This window comes from Gordonia araii NBRC 100433 (assembly GCF_000241265.1).
Classification (GTDB): Bacteria; Actinomycetota; Actinomycetes; order Mycobacteriales; family Mycobacteriaceae; genus Gordonia; species Gordonia araii.
The window spans coordinates 1-19663 of sequence record NZ_BAEE01000088.1; the positions used below are offsets into that span (position 1 = coordinate 1).

At 68.2% G+C, this 19663-nt stretch carries 23 protein-coding genes; 8 read left to right on the forward strand and 15 right to left on the reverse strand.

Features of this window, described 5'->3' with window-relative positions:
• Positions 1-228 precede the first annotated feature (228 nt).
• Genes GOARA_RS17735 through GOARA_RS17745 form a run of 3 tightly spaced genes read right to left on the reverse strand, consistent with a single transcriptional unit; the run spans position 229 to position 1306 of the window.
• The gene (locus GOARA_RS17735) at positions 229-414 is read right to left on the reverse strand and encodes a hypothetical protein (RefSeq protein ID WP_007323813.1); all 186 of its coding nucleotides are present in this window, start codon (positions 412-414) and stop codon (positions 229-231) included.
• A gap of 57 nt (positions 415-471) precedes the next feature.
• Positions 472-1029, reverse strand: a complete 558-nt coding sequence (locus GOARA_RS20685) for a hypothetical protein (protein ID WP_007323814.1) — start codon at positions 1027-1029, stop codon at positions 472-474.
• 52 nt (positions 1030-1081) lie between these two features.
• Entirely contained in the window at positions 1082-1306 is a 225-nt protein-coding gene (locus GOARA_RS17745; RefSeq protein ID WP_007323815.1) for a BldC family transcriptional regulator, read from the reverse strand.
• Positions 1307-1485: 179 nt separating this feature from the next.
• Between GOARA_RS17745 and GOARA_RS17750 the strand changes: the two genes are divergently transcribed.
• From GOARA_RS17750 to GOARA_RS17765, 4 genes are read left to right on the forward strand one after another with little or no spacing between them, the layout of a single operon-like run.
• Positions 1486-1836 (forward strand): DUF4229 domain-containing protein, encoded by a 351-nt coding sequence (locus GOARA_RS17750; RefSeq protein ID WP_040523907.1) that lies wholly within the window; start codon positions 1486-1488, stop codon positions 1834-1836.
• A gap of 15 nt (positions 1837-1851) precedes the next feature.
• On the forward strand, positions 1852-2982 hold the full coding sequence (gene cds1, locus GOARA_RS17755) for an L-cysteine desulfhydrase Cds1 (RefSeq protein WP_007323817.1): 1131 nt from the start codon (positions 1852-1854) through the stop codon (positions 2980-2982).
• Positions 2979-3686, forward strand: a complete 708-nt coding sequence (locus GOARA_RS17760; RefSeq protein WP_007323818.1) for an ABC transporter ATP-binding protein — start codon at positions 2979-2981, stop codon at positions 3684-3686. The genes cds1 and GOARA_RS17760 overlap by 4 nt, the downstream gene beginning before the upstream one ends.
• Entirely contained in the window at positions 3686-6280 is a 2595-nt protein-coding gene (locus tag GOARA_RS17765) for an ABC transporter permease (RefSeq protein ID WP_007323819.1), read from the forward strand. Before GOARA_RS17760 ends, GOARA_RS17765 begins: the two co-directional genes overlap by 1 nt.
• A 7-nt stretch (positions 6281-6287) precedes the next feature.
• Here GOARA_RS17765 and GOARA_RS17770 read toward each other — a convergent pair whose 3' ends face one another.
• Positions 6288-7034, reverse strand: a complete 747-nt coding sequence (locus tag GOARA_RS17770) for a YggS family pyridoxal phosphate-dependent enzyme (RefSeq protein ID WP_007323820.1) — start codon at positions 7032-7034, stop codon at positions 6288-6290.
• Between the two features lie 89 nt (positions 7035-7123).
• Between GOARA_RS17770 and GOARA_RS17775 the strand changes: the two genes are divergently transcribed.
• Positions 7124-7360 (forward strand): helix-turn-helix domain-containing protein, encoded by a 237-nt coding sequence (locus GOARA_RS17775; protein WP_373277764.1) that lies wholly within the window; start codon positions 7124-7126, stop codon positions 7358-7360.
• A gap of 27 nt (positions 7361-7387) precedes the next feature.
• Positions 7388-8143 (forward strand): Clp protease N-terminal domain-containing protein, encoded by a 756-nt coding sequence (locus GOARA_RS17780; RefSeq protein WP_007323822.1) that lies wholly within the window; start codon positions 7388-7390, stop codon positions 8141-8143.
• 46 nt (positions 8144-8189) lie between these two features.
• On the opposite strand, the gene GOARA_RS17785 is transcribed toward GOARA_RS17780, so the two are convergent.
• Genes GOARA_RS17785 through GOARA_RS17810 form a run of 6 tightly spaced genes read right to left on the reverse strand, consistent with a single transcriptional unit; the run spans position 8190 to position 12597 of the window.
• A complete protein-coding gene (locus GOARA_RS17785) occupies positions 8190-9092 on the reverse strand; it encodes a 1,4-dihydroxy-2-naphthoate polyprenyltransferase (protein ID WP_007323823.1) in 903 nt (300 codons plus the stop codon).
• A gap of 29 nt (positions 9093-9121) precedes the next feature.
• Positions 9122-10303: an o-succinylbenzoate--CoA ligase gene (gene menE / locus GOARA_RS17790; RefSeq protein ID WP_007323824.1), complete on the reverse strand. Its 1182-nt coding sequence runs from the start codon at positions 10301-10303 to the stop codon at positions 9122-9124.
• A gap of 5 nt (positions 10304-10308) precedes the next feature.
• Positions 10309-10689 (reverse strand): DUF3349 domain-containing protein, encoded by a 381-nt coding sequence (locus GOARA_RS17795; protein ID WP_007323825.1) that lies wholly within the window; start codon positions 10687-10689, stop codon positions 10309-10311.
• A 43-nt stretch (positions 10690-10732) separates the two neighbouring features.
• On the reverse strand, positions 10733-11032 hold the full coding sequence (locus GOARA_RS17800; protein ID WP_007323826.1) for a DUF3349 domain-containing protein: 300 nt from the start codon (positions 11030-11032) through the stop codon (positions 10733-10735).
• Positions 11033-11048: 16 nt separating this feature from the next.
• Positions 11049-11321, reverse strand: a complete 273-nt coding sequence (locus GOARA_RS17805; RefSeq protein WP_007323827.1) for a hypothetical protein — start codon at positions 11319-11321, stop codon at positions 11049-11051.
• A gap of 25 nt (positions 11322-11346) precedes the next feature.
• Complete coding sequence (locus GOARA_RS17810) at positions 11347-12597, reverse strand: inorganic phosphate transporter (protein ID WP_007323828.1); 1251 nt, start codon at positions 12595-12597, stop codon at positions 11347-11349.
• 224 nt (positions 12598-12821) lie between these two features.
• Here GOARA_RS17810 and GOARA_RS17815 point away from each other — a divergent pair, with 224 nt between their 5' ends.
• Positions 12822-13883, forward strand: coding sequence for an LLM class F420-dependent oxidoreductase (locus GOARA_RS17815; protein ID WP_007323829.1), 1062 nt, complete (start codon positions 12822-12824; stop codon positions 13881-13883).
• Between the two features lie 92 nt (positions 13884-13975).
• On the opposite strand, the gene GOARA_RS17820 is transcribed toward GOARA_RS17815, so the two are convergent.
• The 4 genes from GOARA_RS17820 to GOARA_RS17835 all read right to left on the reverse strand — a co-directional run bounded on the left by GOARA_RS17820 (position 13976) and on the right by GOARA_RS17835 (position 17675).
• A complete protein-coding gene (locus GOARA_RS17820; protein WP_007323830.1) occupies positions 13976-15139 on the reverse strand; it encodes a YncE family protein in 1164 nt (387 codons plus the stop codon).
• A 131-nt stretch (positions 15140-15270) separates the two neighbouring features.
• Positions 15271-16002 (reverse strand): nucleotidyl transferase AbiEii/AbiGii toxin family protein, encoded by a 732-nt coding sequence (locus tag GOARA_RS17825; RefSeq protein ID WP_050947355.1) that lies wholly within the window; start codon positions 16000-16002, stop codon positions 15271-15273.
• 95 nt (positions 16003-16097) lie between these two features.
• Positions 16098-16640 carry a type IV toxin-antitoxin system AbiEi family antitoxin domain-containing protein gene (locus GOARA_RS17830; RefSeq protein ID WP_007323832.1) on the reverse strand — a complete coding sequence of 181 codons (543 nt, stop codon included), beginning with the start codon at positions 16638-16640 and terminating at the stop codon, positions 16098-16100.
• 84 nt (positions 16641-16724) lie between these two features.
• Complete coding sequence (locus GOARA_RS17835) at positions 16725-17675, reverse strand: 1,4-dihydroxy-2-naphthoyl-CoA synthase (protein WP_007323833.1); 951 nt, start codon at positions 17673-17675, stop codon at positions 16725-16727.
• A 58-nt stretch (positions 17676-17733) separates the two neighbouring features.
• On the opposite strand from GOARA_RS17835, the gene GOARA_RS17840 reads away from it, so the two are divergent.
• The gene (locus tag GOARA_RS17840; protein ID WP_007323834.1) at positions 17734-18363 is read left to right on the forward strand and encodes a PaaI family thioesterase; all 630 of its coding nucleotides are present in this window, start codon (positions 17734-17736) and stop codon (positions 18361-18363) included.
• A 16-nt stretch (positions 18364-18379) separates the two neighbouring features.
• Here GOARA_RS17840 and GOARA_RS17845 read toward each other — a convergent pair whose 3' ends face one another.
• On the reverse strand, positions 18380-19627 hold the full coding sequence (locus GOARA_RS17845; protein ID WP_007323835.1) for a saccharopine dehydrogenase family protein: 1248 nt from the start codon (positions 19625-19627) through the stop codon (positions 18380-18382).
• Positions 19628-19663: the final 36 nt, after the last annotated feature.

Below are 19663 nucleotides of genomic sequence, written 5' to 3' on the forward strand. Positions count from 1 at the left end.
AGTTCTACGACGGGCTTGTGGGCCTTCTTGTGCCCTGGGCTCTGTATATCTCGGCGCTTATGTATTTCAGTGTCGGGTAGCGTGATGCGCGACGAAGAACCCACGACGAAGGACGGGGTGCGACGTTCCTGGCGGCGACTCTGCTGTCTTCCTGCTATCGGAACTGCGGAGCATCATCGAATGACCGGAGGTTGAAGCAGCGGGCGATGGCACAGTGCGTGAGCGGCCTCAGGAATCCCGGTTTTGGTTTTTGCGGCGCAGATCGAGCAGGAAATCCGGATCGTCGTCCGGGCCGATAGGGCCGCGCGGTGCCGTCGGACGCGGAGTCGTCGGGGTATCACCCGGCGTGCGGGTCACGCGCCACAGGATGTAGACGACCGCCACGGTCAACGCGAGCAAGATTACGTAGTGCACGGCGAACCTCCTTGTCTATCCACGATACGTGAGGTTCGCTCACGAGTGGCCGACCGCTCAGATGGCCGCGGCGACGATCATCAGCAGGACGACGAGGAACAGGATCACGAACGGGACGGCGATCATCGCGATCGTGATGCCGACGCCGTTGTATGCCTGCGGGGCAGCGCCGATCGACCCCTGACTGAAAGCCCACGCCGGCGCTCGGTACTCGAGCGGAGCGGTTTGCTGCGGCGCGACGTTGACCATCAGGTCGGCCGGACCGATCTTGGACGGCAGGATGTACGGCACATAGACGTGGACGTGGTGCTGTCCGGGCGGTAGCGGGATGTGGTTGAGGCCCCACTGTGCCGGGACCGGGCGCCCGTTGATCTCGACCGTTGGCTTCGTGAAGTGGAGCATCCACGCCATGGGGAAGAACTTGGTGTCCAGGGCGATGCCCTGCGAACCGCCCTGGCCGGCGGGTGCCTGGGCGGGCTGACCGTAGGCGGGTTGTCCGTATGCGGCCTGTCCGTACGCGGGAGGAGGTCCTGAGTACTGGGGCTGGGCAGGCGGCACGCCCTGCGGGTTGCCGTACGGGTTGGGCTGGCCGGGCTGCGGAGCGCTGTAGGTCACGGGAAGACAATAGCTGCCCGTGCAGTCGAATGGACGACGAGGTGGCCGCCGCCTACTCGGGAAGGTCGTCGCGGTTGTTCAGCAGTCGGACGACGTCGGTCTCGCGGTAGCGGCGGTGACCGCCGGGCGTCCGGATCGACTGCAGCAGACCGGCCGACGACCAGCGGGCCACCGTCTTTGGGTTCACGCTGAACATGGCGGCGACGTCGGCGGGCTTCAGATTGAACTGGCTGGCGTTGGCTGCGGTGATGGTCGACGGTTCGTTGGTGATCGTCACGGCGTTCCCCTCTTGGCGCGGATGGACGTTTCTTGCTGCTTCGACCGTTTCTACCCGCACGACCGCCGGTTGTTCGAACCTTCATCGGTAAGTAAAGAGATGGTCAAATTGTCCGGTTTCACGCTTTTGGGGCCTGGCGGACTCGGGGTTCGCGCGGGGCGCTGGGTAGGGTGAGCGATGTGAGCGAGGAAGACACCACCGACGACCGGGCCGACGAAGGTGCGTCGGAAGCGCCGCAGGCCCCGTCCGGGCTCGGTGGCCTGCTGGGCGCGATCGCCGCGTACGTCGGCGCTCGCTTGGTCCTCGTCGTAATCCTGGCAGCGGCGATTATGGGAATCGGCGAGTTGGCCGGGCAGACCGTTCCGCTGATCGTGGCCGCCGCCTTCGGTGTTCTCATCGCGCTCCCGCTCGGGCTGCTGCTGTTCAAGTCGTTGCGCCGCAACGTCAACACCCGGATCGAGGCCTATGAAGAGGAGCGCTCCCGTCGCCGCCAGGAGTTGCAGGGTCGACTGCGCGAGCCCGGCCGCTAGCGTCAGGCGCCGACCATGACCCGCAGCATCGACCACCGCGCCGATCGGGAGTGGTTGCGCCGCGCAGTCCGGCTCATCGAAGCCGATGCGCGACGCTCGGCCGACACCCACCTGCTGAAGATCGTGCTGCCCGACTGGGCGCACTGGATCGACGACGATGGACAGCCCGCCGGCGTCGACCTCTATCTGAAAGACGAGTCCACCCACCCGACCGGGTCGCTCAAGCACCGTCTGGCCCGATCGCTGTTCCTCTACGCGCTCTGCAACGGGTGGATCAGCGAATCGACGACGGTGATCGAAGCGTCCTCCGGGTCGACGGCGGTGTCGGAGGCCTACTTCGCCAAGCTGATCGGCGTGCCGTTCGTCGCCGTCATGGCGTCGAGCACGTCGCCGGAGAAGACGCGGCTCATCGAGCGCGAGGGCGGTCGCTGCCATTTCGTCGACAACCCGGCCGACGTGTACGACGTGGCCGCCGAGCTGGAGCGGGAACTCGGCGGACACTTCATCGACCAGTTCACGATGGCCGAGCGCGCCACCGACTGGCGCGGCAACAACAACATCGCCGAATCGATCTTCGACCAGCTTTCCGCGGAGCGCTATCCGGTGCCCACCTGGGCCGTCGTCGGCGCCGGCACCGGGGGCACCTCGGCGACACTGGGACGCTACCTGCGCTACCGGGGGCATGACACGTCGCTCTGCGTGGTGGACCCGGAGAATTCGGTCTTCTTCCCCGCCTACGAGACGGGCGACGGATCGTTGCGCTGCACGAAGGGTTCCCGCATCGAGGGCATCGGGCGGCCACGGGTGGAACCGTCGTTCGTCTCCCAGGTGATCGATCGGATGATCGCGGTGCCCGACGCCGCGTCGATCGCCGCGACCCGTTTTTTCTCCGACCACGTGGGCCGTCGCGTCGGACCGTCGACGGGCACCAACCTCCACGGCGCGCTGCTCCTCGTCGCGGAGATGGTCGCCGCTCGCCAGCCGGGCTCCGTCGTCACGCTGCTCTGCGATCCGGGCGAGCGTTATGGGTCGACCTACTTCGACGACGACTGGCTGGCCGCCCAGGGCATCGACATCGCTGAACCGCTGGCCTCGCTGCGCCGCTTCTGGGTCGACGGCCGCTGGCGCGAGGGCGGAGCCGAATGAGTCCCAACATCACTCGCCACGTCGAGCGCGAGCCGCTGGTGCGCGCCCGCGACCTGGTGCGCGAATACGCCTTCGGCGATACGACGGTCCGCGCTCTCGACGGCGTCGATCTCGACCTTCCCGGCGGCCGCTTCGTGTCCATCGTCGGTCCGTCCGGCGCGGGCAAGTCGACTTTGTTGCACATTCTGGGCGCCCTCGACCAGCCGACGTCGGGCAGCATCGTCGTGGACGGGGTCTCGTTGACCGGTCTCGACGACACTGATGCCTCCGAGTTCCGGCGCCGCCGTGTTGGATTCATCTTCCAGTTCTTCAACCTGGTCCCGACGATGTCGGCGTGGGAGAACGTGGCGCTGCCGCGTCTGCTCGACAACCAGTCGCTGCGCAAGGCCAAGCCCGAGGCGATCGCGCTTTTGGAACGGGTCGGGCTCGGCGACCGCGTCGACCACCGGCCCAACGAGCTGTCCGGCGGGCAGATGCAGCGGGTCGCGATCGCGCGGTCGCTCATCATGGACCCGGCGATCCTGCTCGCCGACGAGCCGACCGGCAACCTCGACAGCCGCACCGGCGAGTCGGTGCTCGAACTGCTCGCCACACTGGCCCACGACCGTCCCGACCGCCTCGTCGTGATGGTCACCCACGACGCCAATGCCGCGGCGGCCACCGATCAGATCATCACCGTGCGCGACGGGCGGGTCGTGGCCTGATGCGCACGGCGGCTGCGCGGCTGCGCGCGGGGTTGACCCGGGTACGGCTGCTCAACCTGCGCGAGATCGTCACCCACCGGCTGCGGGTGGTCACCTCGCTCTCGGTGATCGTGGTCGCGTCGGCGCTGCTCGTCGCGGTGTTCGGCACCTTCGGCTCGCTGACGGGGTCGGTGCGCGACATGACCGCGGCGCTCACCGGCGAAGCCGACCTCGAGGTGGCCGGGATCTCCGACACCGGCCTCGACGGGCGGATCGCCGGCCAGCTGCGTGCCGATCTGGACGATGCGCAGGCTGTGGTGCCGATGATCCGCGCGCAGGTGCGCCTGGACCCCGCCGACGCGGAGCCGGCGACCGATCCGCGGTTGAGTCTGCTCATCGGGTCGGATCAGCGGGTGACGCAGCTGTCTCCTCAGCTGCGCGACGCGCTGCGGCAATCCGAGGGACAGGAGGTCGACCTCGATGCGCTGCGGACCGGTGTAATCGCCGGCCCGGGGACGGGCCTGCGACAGGGCGACCGGATCAAGATCAACGGCGTCGACGTGACTGTGCTGCAGGTGGCTCCGGCTGCGGGAACCGAGGTCCTCAACCGGGGCAACTTCTTCTTCGCCTTCCTGCCGCTCGCCCAGCAGATCACGGCCCGGGCGGGGGGCGGCTCCGCGGAGTCCGGCGCCGGACGGGTCGACTCGCTGCTCATCGTCGCCAAGCCCGGCGCCGACCTGTCCCAGATGCGCGAGCGCGCCGAGCGGACCGTCGACGGTCGCGCGGTCGTCGTCGACCCGGCGTTCCGGATGAAGCAGGCCGAGGTGGCGACAGCGGTCACCCGCGACTCGACCCTGCTGGTCTCGGTCATCTCGTTGGTGATTGCCGGGTTCCTCGTCTTCAACACCATGAACATGGCCGTCGCATCGCGGCGTTCGGCACTCGCGATGGTCCGCGCGCTGGGCGCGCGACGCGGTCAGTTGGTCAGCGACATGCTGTGGGAGGCAGCCATTTTCGGTCTGGTCGGGGGGCTCATCGGCATACCGATCGGCATCCTGGCCGGGCGCTGGGCGATCGGCAGGTTGCCCGAGATGACGCTGAACTCGATCGGCGCGGCCGTGGACTATCACCTACCGGTGTTCGCCCCCTTCGTCGCGCTGGCGGCATGTGTCCTGGCCTGTGTCGCGGCCACCGCCCTGGCCGCCCGCACGGTGTTCTCGGTGGCACCCGTCGAGGCGATGTCGGCGGCGGGCGGCGATGTCGACAAGCCGCTTTCGCGGCCGATCGTGCTGATCGCGGGGATCGGCGGTATCGGGGGCATCGTCGCGTCGTGGGTTCTCGCGACGACCGTTCCCGGTCGGGCCGCCATCGTCGCCGGCGCGGTGTTCGGTGCGTGCGGACTCCTGTTGTGCTTCGCGCTGACCGGCCCGCTGGTGCGTGCGGCGACGGCGGTGGCCGGACGGTTCGGGCCGCCGGGCACGCTCGCCGCGGTCAATACCGAGCGCGCGTCACGGCGCGTCTGGGCCACCGTGATGACGGTCGCGGTCGCCATCGCCGTCGGCATGGGAACGTCGGGCGCGCTCCAGAACCTTGTCTCGTCGATCTCGGGGTCGCTGCAGGGCCTCGGCGACCCGGGTTTCTACCTCTCGACGTCGAACAAGGACGGCATTCCGACGGGTCCGACCTTCGGGGACGACGTGGCGCGCGCGGCGGCCGAAGTGCCGGGTGTCGCCGACGTGCGGGATTCCCAGTGGGCGAGGGTGAACGTCGGCGACGCACGGATCCTGGTGCAGGGCCTGGCGCCCGGGCTGAAGGCGCCCTTCGTCGTAAAGACCGATCCGGGGGCGCTCCAGCGCGTCTTCGACGGCGATGGGATCGTGCTGTCGTCTGTGCTGTCACGCAATCTCGGACTCGGAATCGGCGACGAAGTACGGATGGCCACGCCGACCGGCTTCCATTCGTTGACGGTGCGCGACGTCGTCGACTACGTCGCCATCGATTCGGGCAGCGCCGCCATCTCGCTGGACCTCCTGCGCGAGTGGTTCGAGCGCCCGGGAGCGACGTTCCTGCAGGTCGACACCGAACCCGGTGCCGACGTCGAGCAGGTGCGGGCCGGACTCGAAGCCGTCGCGCAGCGATACTCGCAAGGCCGCCTTCCCCTGTATGTGTACTCCGGCGAGGAGGCGCTGCGCGCGACCCAGGAGTCCGCCGAGCAGTCCGGCGCGTTCACCGTCGCCATCCAGTGGATCGTGGCGGTGGCCGCGGCCGTCGCGCTGCTGAACACGCTGCTGCTCTCGGTGATCGAGCGTCGACGAGAACTGGCCGTGCTGCGGGCGTTGGGCGCGTCGCGGCGGTTCGTGTTCTCCATGGTGCTGTCGGAGGCCGTCGCGATCGCCGTCGTGGGTTCGATCACCGGCCTGATTCTGGGCGGGATGCTGCACCTGCTCAGCGACCAGATCCTCACGGCGAGCACGTCGATCCAGGTGCACTATTCGCCGCAGTGGTCGACGCTGCTCTATGTCGCGGTGTCGGTCGGGCTGTGCATCGTCGGTGCATTGACGCCCGCGGTCCGTGCCGCACGGCTCAACATCTCGGAGTCGATCGCCGCCGAGTAGCCGCCGGTCAGCCCGGCCAATAGTGGCTGTCCGGCGTAGCGCGGGCGCCGAAGATCGCCTGTCCGACGCGCACGCACGTGGACCCCTCGGCGATGGCGACCTCGTAGTCGCCGGACATGCCCATCGACAACTCGCCCGGCCCGACGAGGTCCGGGTCGCGGTCGCGGGCACGGTCGCGCAGGTCGCGCAGCAGTCTGAAGCATCGTCGTACCCGCTCGGCGTCGGACGAGAGCGCCGCGAGTGTCATCAGTCCGCGCACGCGGAGCGAGGAGAAGGCGGGCAGTTCAGTCAGGAAGCCGGCCAGGTCGTCGGGGTGCAGCCCGAACTTCGACTCTTCGCCGGACGTGTTGACCTGGACGTAGACGTCGATGCCGCGGCCGAGCATCTGCAGCCGACGGTCGAGCGCTTCGGCGACGCGCAGGCTGTCGAGCGCCTGGAACTCGTCGGCGATCGCGGCGACGTCCTTGGCCTTGTTGGTCTGCAGGTGTCCGATCACCGCCCACTTCACGCCGGTGTCTTCCAGTTCGGCGTGTTTGCGCTTGACCTCCTGGACCTTGTTCTCGCCGAACCAGTCGCACCCCGCGGCGACAGCGTTGCGGAGACGATCCGATTCCACGGTCTTCGAGACCGGCAGCAGCCGCACCTCGCCCGGATCCCGCCCGGCCCCCTCGGCGGCCGCGTCGATGCGCGCCCGGACGGCGGCGAGGTTGGTGCGGAAATCGTCGGCGGTGCGCGCGGCGGGGTAGTCAGTCACGGCTCCATTGTCCGACACCGTTTGGTGGAACGATCCTGCGACCCGTGTCAATAATTCTTGACAACATCACGATGTCAACATAACCTGACATCGTGACTGAGGAAACGAACCCAACCGCCGAGGCGGTGGCAGACACCGATCCGGCGCGAGGACTGGCAGCGGTACGCGCGTTGCGCACCCTGGCCGACCGCCTCGAAGACATCCACGTCGCCAATGCCCGCACAGCCGGGTGGAGTTGGCAGCAGATCGCCGAAGTGCTCGAGATCAGCCGTCAGGCCGTGCATCAGAAGCACTCGAGACGGATCGACGACAACGTTTCCGACTGACCACAGATCGACCAAAGGAGCAATGTGATGTTTGAACGATTCAGCCGCGAAGGGCGCATGGTGCTGCCCTTCGCCATCGAAGAGGCCGACGACCTCGGCCACTCCCGCGTCGGAGCACCCCACCTGATTCTCGGTGTGCTCTGCAACGCGCGCGATCCGCTGGTCGGCGTGCTCGCCGACCACGGCATAACCCTGGACACCGCGCGGACCGCCGTGCGTGAGGCGAGCGGCGACGCCGAGCCGGAACCCACCTCGGCAGAGGACCGTTACGCCGCCGATCGCGACGCGCTCAAAGTGCTCGGCATCGATCTCGACCGGGTCCGCGATGCCGTCCGAAAGAACTTCGGCGACGACCTGACCGCGGGCTGGGGCCAGCGCGGCGAGCGTCGGGGCCGCGGCCGCCGTCATCACGGTCATGGACGCGGCGGCGGTCCGTGCGGCCCGGCTGGTCCGGGCGGTCCGGGCGAATTCGGCCCGGGGTTCGGCGGTCCGGGGTTCGGACCGTGGGGCGAGGAGGGGCCGTGGGACTTCAACCGCGGCCGTCGCGGCCCGCGCGGGCATGGACGCCGGCCTCGTTTCGGCGGGTCGGCCAAAGCAGTGCTGACCGACGCGCTGCGCATCGCGGTTGACCACGGTGATCGAGTGATCTCGACACCCCACCTGCTGTTGGCCGCGGTGGACTCGAAGGATCCCGCTGTGCAGGCGATCATCGCGCTGGCGCCCGACGCCGATGCCCTGCGGGACGCCATCGCGGCTCAGCTGCCGTCACCCAGCGGCGTCTAGTCTCCCGCCGGCTATCCGGTCCCGGCCGGGTAGCCGGTGGGAGGGGTTAGATGAAGTCGGTGTGGGGCAGCCCGTCGAGACCGAAGATGAAGGCGCCCGCGGTCAGCACGGCCCACGCCAGCATGATCAGGCCGGTCTGGCCGAGGATCTTGATCAGCGCCGGCCCCTTCGCCCCGCCGACGACCGCACGGCCGACACCGTTCGCCAGGGGCGCGGCGAGCAGCCCGAAAAGCGCCCACTGGTGATGTATCGACATGATCAGCGTGGCCACGAACGGCACGGTGATCAGGAACGCGTACAGGTATCGCGTCGAGTAGTCGCCCAGCCGTACGGCCAGCGTCCGCTTGCCGACCGCGGCGTCCGCGTCGAGGTCGCGCAGGTTGTTGGTCACCAGCACGGCCGCAGAGAACGACCCGATCGCCACCGCGGCCGCGAGGCCTATGCCGTCGATGCGGCCCCCGGCCACCAGCTGGGTGCCGCACACGGCGACGAGCCCGAAGAACACGAACACCGCGAGTTCGCCGAAGCCCGCGTAGCCGTACGGTCGGCGTCCACCGGTGTAGAACCACGCGGCGAGGATGCACACCGCACCGACGGGGATCAGCCACCAGTGGGTCGCCAGCGCCAGCCAGACGCCGACTACCCCGGCGACCGCGAAGGACACGAAGGCCGCCGTGCGGACCGCTTTGGGCGAGGCTGCTCCCGAACCGACGAGTCGCTGCGGTCCGACGCGGTCGTCGTCGGTTCCGCGCACGCCGTCGGAGTAGTCGTTGGCGTAGTTGACGCCGACGATCAGGGCGATGGCGACGACGAACGCGCCCAGGATATGAAGCCAGTCGGGGCTGTTATCGACGTGATAGGCGGCACCGACGCCGGCGATGACCGGCGCGATCGCGTTCGGCAGCGTACGGGGACGGGCGCCGTCGATCCATTGTGCGAGAGTGGCCATTCGGTCATTCAACCACGGCGGCAGCCGCTTCAGTCGACCGTGGCGGGTTCGGCGCCGTCACCGACCGATGACAGCAGGTTCCGCACCGCGCGACGGTCCACTTTGCCCGGCCCGCGCAAGGGCAGGGCGTCGACGACGAGGATGCGGCGAGGCGCGGCGTAGCGGTGGACCCGCGTCGCGACGCGCTCGCGCAAGGCCTCGGGCGCGGGGTGCCGGCCCGGCACGGCGACGACGGCCGCGACGACCTGTTGGCCCAGTCGCTCGTCGGGTACGCCGACGACCGCGCATTCGGCGACAGCGGGATCGTCGAGCAGCACCTCCTCGACGACGCGCGGCGCCACCGTGAGTCCGCCGGTGCTGATCGCGTCGTCGGCCCGCCCGACGATGCTGAGCACGCCGTCGTCGAGACGGCCCAGGTCGTCGGTGCGGAAGGAGCCGGGCAGCGCGAATGCCGGGTCGTCCGGGCGGTTGCGGTAGCCGTGGGCGATCATCGGGCCGGAGAGCACGACCCGGCCGTCGAGGATGTCCACGGTCACCCCGTCGAGCGGTCTGCCGTCGTAGACGCAGCCGCCGCCGGTCTCACTCATCCCGTAGGTCCGCACCATCGGGATGCCCGCGTCGATCGCGCGGGCGGCCAGCGCCGGTGGCGTGGCGGCACCGCCGACGAGGACGGCGTCGAGTTCGGCGACCGCGGCCGTCGCCGTGCGCGAGGCCAGCACCGCGGCGAGCTGGGTCGGCACCAGCGAGGTGTAGCGCCGCGGACCGCGCAGCATGGACACGTCGCGGGCGAACCGTTCGGCGTCGAAGCCGCCGCTCAGGTCGGCGATCGCCGGGGTGAACCCGGCCCGCAAGGCGCGCAGCAGCACCTGCAAGCCCGCGATGTGGTGGGCGGGCAGCGCGAGCAGCCAGTTGCCCGTTCCGCCGAGCCGCGCGTGCGTCGCATCCGCGGACGCGGCCAGCGTCGCCGGCGTGTGGACAGCGCCCTTCGGTTCGCCGGTCGAACCCGAGGTCGCGATGACCAGGCAGGCTTCCGGATCGTCCACTTCCGTCCCGACGGCCAGCGACGACTCGAGCAGTTGCCGATCCGGTGCACACGGATCGTCGGTGACGGGAAGATAGCAGCGCGCGCCCGCGGCCATCGCGACCAAATCGCTGAACGACTCGGCCAGCGCCGGACCGGACGCGAGGGGCAGGGCGCGCAGGACCGGCATGGCGGCTACCCGGAAGACTCGGGGTGGTCGGAATCGTCCCGGCGCAGCGGCTCGTCGTCGAACGGCCATCCGGCGCCGACGAGAACCGCCCGCACGCGAGCGAGGTCGGACTCGCTGGGCAGCTCGTCGGTGACTTTGTTGATCTCGACGCCCACGTCGATCCGGTTGATCTCCGGGACTTCGGTGATGACCGTCGACGGCGGCTCCGGTTTGGCCGCCGAGGCCGCGTCGGCGGCCAGCGTGTTGGCCACCTCGGTGACTTCGTCGTCGGAGAGTTGCCTGCGCAGGATAGCGACGAGCGGGATGTAGTCCCCGGAGGGCACGCCGTTCGGGTATCCGGCGCGCAGCCAGCGAATCACCGAGGCCAGCAGCTGGGGCCTGTCCACGGCAACTCCTTTCGCTCGGCGCAATGCCATGAGTATAGGTCGCTCAGGTGTCGGGAAGGGTGACGGCAAGTGGCCATCCGGCAGCCGCCAGGCGAGCCGCAACCTGATTGATCTCCTCCGGCGTCGGGGCCTGTTCGGTGACGCGCGCGATCGCGTCGTGGATCTGCTGCTCGGTCACCGTGGGCACCCCGGCCTCGTCGGCCAGGGTCTGCGCCACACGCGTCACCTCCTGCTCGTCGAGGACGCGGGTGAGCAGCGCGAGCAGGGGTGGGAAGTCGGAGCGGTCGACGCCTTCGGGGTAACCGCCGCGGATCCACCCGACGATCGAGTCGAAGGGAGTCACGAATCTCTGCTTTCGGTTACTTGTAGCCGAACGGGAAGATCTTGATCCCGAAGTGGAAGTAGATCGTCTGCCGGGTGATCCAGAGGATGCCGATGATGATCGCGAGCGTCACCACCGCGAACAGGACACCGCCGAGCGCCTTGAGGACGGGATTGTGGTTGGTGACGGTCCCGTCGGCGTTGTAGCCGTTGGCCCACAGGCGCAGGCCGACGGCGAAGAGCGCGGGCAGGCCGGCGCCGAAAACGAGGCCGATGACGAAGACTCGGATGATGGACTCTGCGACGGACATGTCGTGGTTCCTTTCCGGGGCCGGCTCAGGCGCCGGCTCGCTCTGCCCGCTCGATATGAGCGGGGGCAGGCGGGACCGCGGGCTCGGCCGGGATGAGACCGTTCTCGTCATCCCAGTCGGCGTTGACGTTGTGGTGGTTGATCTTGTTCTGCTGGGCGTGCCAGTACATGTACGCCGCGAGGACGATGAGGATGGTGAAGATCGTGACCGCGCCGGCCAGATTGCCGAGGAGATTCGCGAGCACGAAACAGACCGCGCCGACCAGGGCGGCGGCCGGCAGCGTCGTCACCCAGGCGACGACCATGCGTCCGGCGACCGACCAGCGGACCTGAGCGCCTCTCTTGCCGACGCCGCTGCCGAGGATCGAACCGGTCGCGACGTGGGTGGTCGACAGCGGCATGCCCGCGGCGCTGGAGGTCAGGATGATCGCGGCGGAGCTGGCCTCGGCCGACATGCCCTGCGGCGGGGAGATCTCGACCAGGCCCTTGCCGAGCGTGCGGATGATGCGCCAGCCGCCGAGGTAGGTGCCGAGCGCGATCGCGACCGCACAGGTGAGGACCACCCAGAACGGCAGACCGTGCGAGACGGTGGTCGCGTCGAGGTGGCCGGTGGCGATGAGTGCCAGTGCGATCACGCCCATCGTCTTCTGGGCGTCGCCGGTGCCGTGTGCGAGCGAAACCAGCGAAGCGGTGGCGATCTGGCCGTAGCGGAAGCCGTCGTCCTTCTGGTGCGATGCGAGCTTCTCGGTGATGCGGTAGACCATCCAGGTTCCGGCGGCGGCGACGACGCAGGCGATCACCGGCGCGAGGAGCGCGGGGATGAGGATCTTCGCGGTGATGCCCGACCAGTTCACGCCGGAGGTGCCCAGCGCGGCGAGGCCGGCGCCCATCAGACCGCCGAACAGCGCGTGTGACGAACTCGACGGGAGACCGAACAGCCAGGTGAAGAGATTCCAGAGAATGCCGCCGACGAGGCCGGCGAAGATGATCAGCAGGGCCTGCGTCGGATCGAGGCCAGGGATGAGTTCGCCGGTTTGCGAGCCCGACGTCTGCTGGATCTTGAGGACGTCCTTGGTGATGGTCGCGGCGACCTCGACGGAGAGGAAGGCGCCGACGAGGTTGAGGACGGCGGAGAGGCCGACGGCGACCTTGGGCTTGAGCGCACCGGTGGCGATCGACGTCGCCATGGCGTTGCCGGTGTCGTGGAAACCGTTGGTGAAGTCGAAGCCGAGGGCCGTCACCACCAACAGCACCAAGATCAGCATCTCTACGCTCATGAATTCGATAATGCGGTTCGAGAAGGCTAATCACCTAACCGGCGCGGTGCGTGTCCGGGGTCCTGACCTGCGAGAATCTGGAATTGGTCGCGTGTTCATCCGCTGTTCACCTAATGGTCGGCGATCGTCCATCCAGGCGCCGGAACGGCCTGTGACGCACGTGACCAGAAGGTGTGACGGGTGTGACTGTATGCGGGCGCCGACGTGCGTGCCAGAATCGGCTCATGACTGCGATCACGCTGGGAATGCCTATCAACTACGCGGGTGACTTCCGCGAGACCATCGCCAATCTGGCCGACTTCGAATCGGCGGGTGTCGGCCGCATCGCCGTCCCGGAGGCGTATAGCTTCGACGCGGTGAGCCAACTGGGGTTCATCGCCGCCAAGACGGAGAAGATGGAACTGCAGACGGCGATCCTGCCGATGTATTCCCGCACGCCGACGAACCTCGCGATGACCGCCGCGGGGCTGGATTACATCAGCGGCGGCCGGGCGATCCTGGGTATCGGGGCCTCGGGGCCCCAGGTGATCGAGGGCTTCCACGGTGTGAAGTACGACTTCCCCCTCGGGCGCGCCCGCGAGCACGTCGAGATCTGCCGCAAGGTGTGGCGGCGCGAGAAGGTCGAGTTCGCCGGCAAGCACTACACGCTCCCGCTCGACGAGGAGCACGGCGGCAGCGGGCTGGGCAAGGCGCTCAAGATCATCAATCATCCGGTGCGCGAGCGGATCCCGATGCTGCTCGCGGCCATCGGGCCGAAGAACGTCGAGCTGGCCGCCGAGCTCTACGAGGAGTTCCAGCCGTTCCTGTTCCACCCCGAGTACGTCGACGCCGCCTTCGGCGAGCCGCTGGCGGCCGGCAAGGCCAAGCGCGACCCGTCGCTGGGCGACCTGCGTATCGTCGTGCAGGCGGCCGCGTTGATCACCGAGGACGAGGAGCAGATCGCGGGCGCGCTGATGACGGTGCGCCACCATGCCGCGCTCTACATCGGCGGCATGGGCGCGCGCGGTAAGAACTTCTACAACTCGCTGGTGCAACGCTACGGCTACGTCGACGAGGCCAAGCTCATCCAGGACCTCTACCTGGACGGCAAGAAGCTCGAGGCCGCGCAAGCGGTACCCGACGAGCTGGTGCGGGCGATGAGCCTGATCGGCCCCAAGTCCTATGTCGCCGAGCGGGTCGAGGCCTTCGCCGGTGCCGGCGTCGGCGTCATCCTGGCCAGCCCGGCGGCGGGGACCCACGCCGAGCGCGTGGAGACGATGGAGACGCTAGCCGGGATCATCGCGTAGCGGAGGCGGCAAGCATAGGTATACGGCGACGGCCCGCGGTCGAACTCGATTGATCATCGAGAATCGACCGCGGGCCGTGTCCGATTCGGGTCTCAGCCGAGGCGGCGGACCTTCCAGATGTGGTCGGTGCCGCGGTTGCCCCGGTAGCCGCCGTCGAGGATCATGCTGGACTTGTCGATCACCAGGAAGGTGTTCTTCTTCCAGTAGAGCAACTGGTTAGGCAGCAGCCCGGTCGTCACCAGTCGGCTGACGCCGAAGGTGTTCTGATCGATGACCGAGATGAAGCCGCCGAAGTAGTTGGCCGCGTAGACCTTGCCCTGGAAAAGCATCAGCGAGGTGGTCCCCGGTCCGGTGAAGACGTCGCGGATGTGGCGGCCGGTCCGCAGATCGTGGACCGTGACGATCCCCTGGTAGAGGTCGTTGACATAGACGCGGTTGGTTCGGGTGTCAGCGACGATGAAGCCGTGGCCCTGCGTGCTCAGAGTCGCGTTCCACCGAACGGTGCTCTTGACCGCGCCGCCACCCGAGCGGGTGATCCGGAACTGGGTCAGGCTGGAGTAGTACGACGGCAGAGTGACGGTCGCACCGGTGGCGCTCACGTCGGTGAGCGCGATGTTGGCGCCCATCTGGGTGCCTTTACCGGGCATGACTGCGCTGCCGATGGGGGTCAGCGTGTTCATGTCGTAGAACTTCAGGCCGCCGGGCTTGGTGCCCGAGACGATGGCGACGCCCATCTGCTCGGCGAACACGACGCCGTGGGGTTTCTTGACCGGGAAGGTCTTGAGCAGCTTGCCGCTGTTCTTGTCCCAGACGCTGACCTCGTTTGCAGCCGCCGCGGTCGTCCACACGGTGTTGCCGGTCTTCGGGACGTTGACCTCGTATTGGCCGGCGATCGTGCCGTGGCCGGTGTTCTTGATCCGCTTGGTGATCCGAATGCGCTTGCGGACCTCCATCGTGTTCGGATCGACCTTGAGGATCGACGACTCGCTCGCACCGTCGAAGGGGGAGACGTTGGTCAGCCACAGGCTGCCGGTCTGGGCGTCGATGGCGCCGCGATAGTTGCCCTTGCCGATGTTGTATCCGGTGATCTGGTAGCCGGGCTGCTGCGGCACGGCCGGAGCGGGCTGCGATTTCCAGAAGCGGTCGGCCGGGTCGGTCGGCGCGGCGGACGCGTGCGGCGCGGCGATCGATCCGACGGACAACGCGGCGGCGAGAGCGATGGTGGCCCACCGGGCACGAGAGAAGGAAGAAGTCATGCGGGTCAGGGTAGCCTAACCAGTTGGCCGGCTGCACTGTGGGTTCGCTCTCAAACGGCTTTGATTCGTGATGCCAGTAGGCCCCGTATGTGTCGCCTCGTCCCTTTCGTCGCCCGCGCTCGCCTCCCTTGTCAGGATGCAGCGGCGTCGATGCGCTGGATGAACTCGTTCACCCATTCGACGGCCTCTTCGGCCGTCGGGAGTACGTCGAGAGCTTGGGCGGCTTCCGTGTAGAGGGTGCCCCACTGGGCGCCCGCGACGATGACCGGTGGCCACGCCTGTTGGCGGCGGTAGGAGAAGAGTCGGACGCATGTAGCTGCAACTTGCCCGAGGTCGAGGTCGTCGCCCTTGTCGAGGAGCTGGAGGTCGACGAGATCGTGCGCTCGCTCACTTCGCTCACTCGAGACGGCGTGGAGCTTTTGCGCGACCTGGTGGTCGGAACGCTGGACCGGCACTGCACTCGGTGCTTCCAGCCCAACCTCGGTGAAGAGTCTGGCCAAGTCGGAGGCGAGCTGATACTCGGGCTCGTCGGCGTCACCGATCTCGTTGTGTCCCAGTTCGAACGTCACCGTGCACCACGGTCTACCTAGATAGTCGAGCTTCACCTCGAATGGTTGCATCACATACGCCGTCGGCACAGCCGGTGGACGCGGTGCGCGCTTTTCGACCAGCCTGCCAGTGAAGCCTGCCCATCCAGTCGACAGGGAATCCTCGAAGTCGCGCCGGAATCTTGTCAGTGGCTGAACACGCGCGGCATCGAGATCTTGGGTGAATCGTGTGCCGCGCCCGTACCGCAGTGCCATCGCACTGCCACCTTTGATCGCACCTTCGGGGAGCATCTGGCCTACCACCACCAGAGCCATTCCGATACGACGCCGCAGTGCCAGCCCCTCACTGCCTTCCAAGTTGCGGATGCGCTGCTCCAAGGAGCGCACGTTCGTCGGTGTGCCTGAGTAGCTCACGACTGCAGTACCTTCCTTACGCGCTGCCACTCGGTGGTGGTCAACAGTCCCTCGGCACGCGCTTGTTTGGCTGCGTCCAGGAGACGCCTGGTCTCGATTCGACCGCGACTCTCAAGGATGGCATCCGCGACCGGCTGCGCAGCCAGTCCGTCGTATAGGGTCGTGCGAGCCTCGCTCTTCACCTGTGTCAGTTCGATGAATGGCGGCAACTTGGAACGGGTTCGACGACGAACCGCCACCTTCAGCTGTCGAGGATTCACGTCGGCGAGCCTGAATAGGGCGAGCACCGACTCGCCGTGCAGATACGCCCCTTCGCCTGCTCGCAGCAGGGCTTCGGCGAACTGGTCGTGGGCCGTCGGCGGGATGTCTGGCACGCGGTATATGCCGTAGGCGACGTTTTCCAAGCCACCGCGCGCAGCAAGTTTGGGCAGCTCGACCGCCGGTACCCCGGCCTTGGCCGCCTCCTTCGTCGTGACATAGCCGTAGTGATCGAGCGCTATCTCGCGCACGATATCCCGGTATTTCGTTTCGGCGCACATGTCACAACTATACCGAAAACGGTATAGTTGTGACCACGACCGAAACATCGACGCGCGATTTGTGAACCCCGTGTAATCGGGTGCTCAGTAGTAGTACGGAAAGTCGTCCCAGTTCGGGGGACGCTTCTCCAGGAAGGAATCGCGGCCCTCGACGGCTTCATCGGTCATGTACGCCAACCTGGTCGCCTCGCCGGCGAACACCTGCTGGCCCATCAATCCGTCGTCGGTGAGGTTGAAGGCGAACTTCAGCATGCGCTGGGCCGTCGGCGATTTCGAGTTGATCGCCCGTGCCCACTCGATCGCCGTCGTCTCGAGCTCGGCGTGATCGGCGACCCGGTTCACCGCGCCCATCCGGTGCATCGTCTCGGCGTCGTAGGCCTCGCCCAGGAAGAAGATCTCGCGGGCGAACTTCTGCCCGACCTGCTTGGCCAGGTAGGCGCTGCCGTAGCCGGCGTCGAACGATCCGACGTCGGCATCGGTCTGTTTGAACCGTGCGTGCTCGCGCGAGGCCAACGTGAGGTCGCAGACGACGTGCAGCGAGTGCCCGCCGCCGGCGGCCCACCCGTTGACGACGGCGATGACGACCTTGGGCATCGTGCGGATCAGGCGCTGCACCTCCAAGATGTGCAGCCGCCCGCCCTCGGCCTTGACGCGCGCCTCGTCAACGGTGTGGCGCCCGGCCGCGGTGACGTCGGAGTCGTGGCTCGTCGCGTACTGGTACCCCGACCGCCCCCGGATGCGCTGGTCGCCGCCGCTGCAGAACGCCCAGCCGCCGTCCTTGGGCGACGGTCCGTTACCGGTCAACAGGATCGTTCCCACGTCTGGCGTCCGGCGCGCGTGGTCGAGCGTGCGGTACAGCTCGTCGACCGTGTGCGGGCGGAACGCGTTGCGCACCTCCGGGCGGTCGAAGGCGATGCGCACGATCCCGTTGGCCCGGCCCTCGCCGACGTGACGGTGATAGGTGATATCGGTCAGGTCGTCGAAGCCGGGAACCGGCCGCCACGCGTCGGCGTCGAACGGGTTGGAGTCGCTCATGGGCTCAGCCTATCGGGGCCGCGACGAGGCACCGAAGCGGTGGCGATAACGTGAGGAAATGAGTGACTCGTCGCAAGAAGTCCCGCACGAAGGCGGATTCCGCGCCCAGCATGACATCTCCACCGAGCGCGGCGGACCGCACTACGCGGAGTTCAGCGAGCAGGTCCGGACGCTGATGGACACTGTTCGGTACGCGTGCCCGACCGACGAACTCGCGGTCGAGGCCATCGCGGTGCTCGAAGACCTCAACGCCAAACTCGCCGAACACGTCGTCGACGAGTGGACCAGCCCGGCGGGCACCCGCGTCGACCTGCCGTCGCGCGGCAACATCACCCTGCCGCCGTACGAGATCACCGAGGCCGGCCCCGACGGCGTGCGGGCGACCGTGTGGTTCCGGCCGTTTCACCTGGGGGGCAACGGAGTCGCCCACGGCGGGCAGGTCGCGGTCGCGTTCGACGATCTCGGCGGCATGGCGTCGGCGCTGGCGGTCAACGGCGTGTGCCGAACCGCGTACCTGAAGGTGAACTACCGGTCGTTGACCCCGCTGAACACTTCGCTGCAGATGCGGACGTGGGTCGAAAAGCGCGACGGGCGCAAACTCTTCGTGTCCGGCACGCTGCACGACGGCGACCGGCTGTGCGCCGATATCGAGTCGCTGTTCATCGAGCTCAAACCGGGTCAGCCCTAGCCCGCGCGCGGCGGTGTCAGCTGCCGGTCAGCTCCTCCACGCCGATCTTGAAGCCGGCACCGCGCAGCCGGTCGGCGAGCACATCGCCCATCGCGACGGCCGGCGTGAGCACCCCGGCCCGGTCGGGCAGCTTGTCGCGGTCGAGGGCGAGGGCCAGCGCCGACTCGCCCAGCATGACCGCCGTCGCCTTGTAGCCCGGGTCGCCCTTGGCGGCCATCTCACTGCGGTAGCGGCGCCCGCTGGACGTCGTGGTGAAGGTCTGCACGGTGAAATGGCCCTTGTCGCGGGCCTTCTCGCTCGGGCCCTGACCGGGCTTGGGCAGTACACGGTCGAGGAGCGCGCGGGTCGGCTTGAACGACATCGCGCCCAGTCCCGCACCGAGTCCGGCGGCGACCGTCGCCGAGGCGATTGTCGAGATCACCGGGAGCTTGCCGACCGCCATCGCCTCGCCGTAGCGGAAGTCGGGGCCGTAGTCGAGCAGCGAGTTGGAGCGGCGCACGATGCGGGTGTTGAAGGAACTCATGAAGAAGGGCGCCAGGGTGCCGCGCAGCGACGGGTCGATACTCGACGCCCGCACCAGTGCCGCGTCGCTCGGCTCGGAGCGCCGGTCGACGCGGACGAGTTCGCCGGGACCCGACGACAGCGCTTGCGGGTTGAGCAGCAGATTCCGCGTCGAGCTGTCGCGCGCCTGCTCGGCGATGACCCGGACCGAATCGATCGTTCCGCCCGACGCGGCGCCGCGCATCGACGTCACGATCATCGTGGTGTTGCCCAGGGTGCCCGCGCCGTCGGCCTTGGCCCGCTCGTAGAGCAGGTAGGCGCCGAGGTCCGACGGCACCGAGTCGAAGCCGCACGCGTGCACGATGCGCGCGCCGGTCGATGCCGCGGTCTCGCCGACCTTGTCGATGGAGTACCGGACGAAGGGGACCTCGCCGGTCAGGTCGACGTAGTCGGTCCCCGCGCTGGCCGCCGCCGTGACGAGGGGCTCGCCGTAGCGGAGGTAGGGGCCGACGGTGGTGCAGACGACCTGCGTGCGGGCGACCATCTCGTCGAGCGTCGACGGGCGTTCGGCATCGGCGACGATGAGCGGCCAGTCGGCGGCACGTGTGCCGAGACGTCCGCGGACGGCGGCCAGCTTCTCCTCGGAGCGCCCGGCCAACGCGATGCGGGTTCCTTCCGGAGCGGCCTCGGCCAGGTAGCGGGCGGTCAGCTCACCGACGAAACCGGTGGCACCGAAGACAACGACGTCGAATTCACGGCTCATGGCCGTCAGCCTATCTGTCGCACAGAGGGGTCGCGT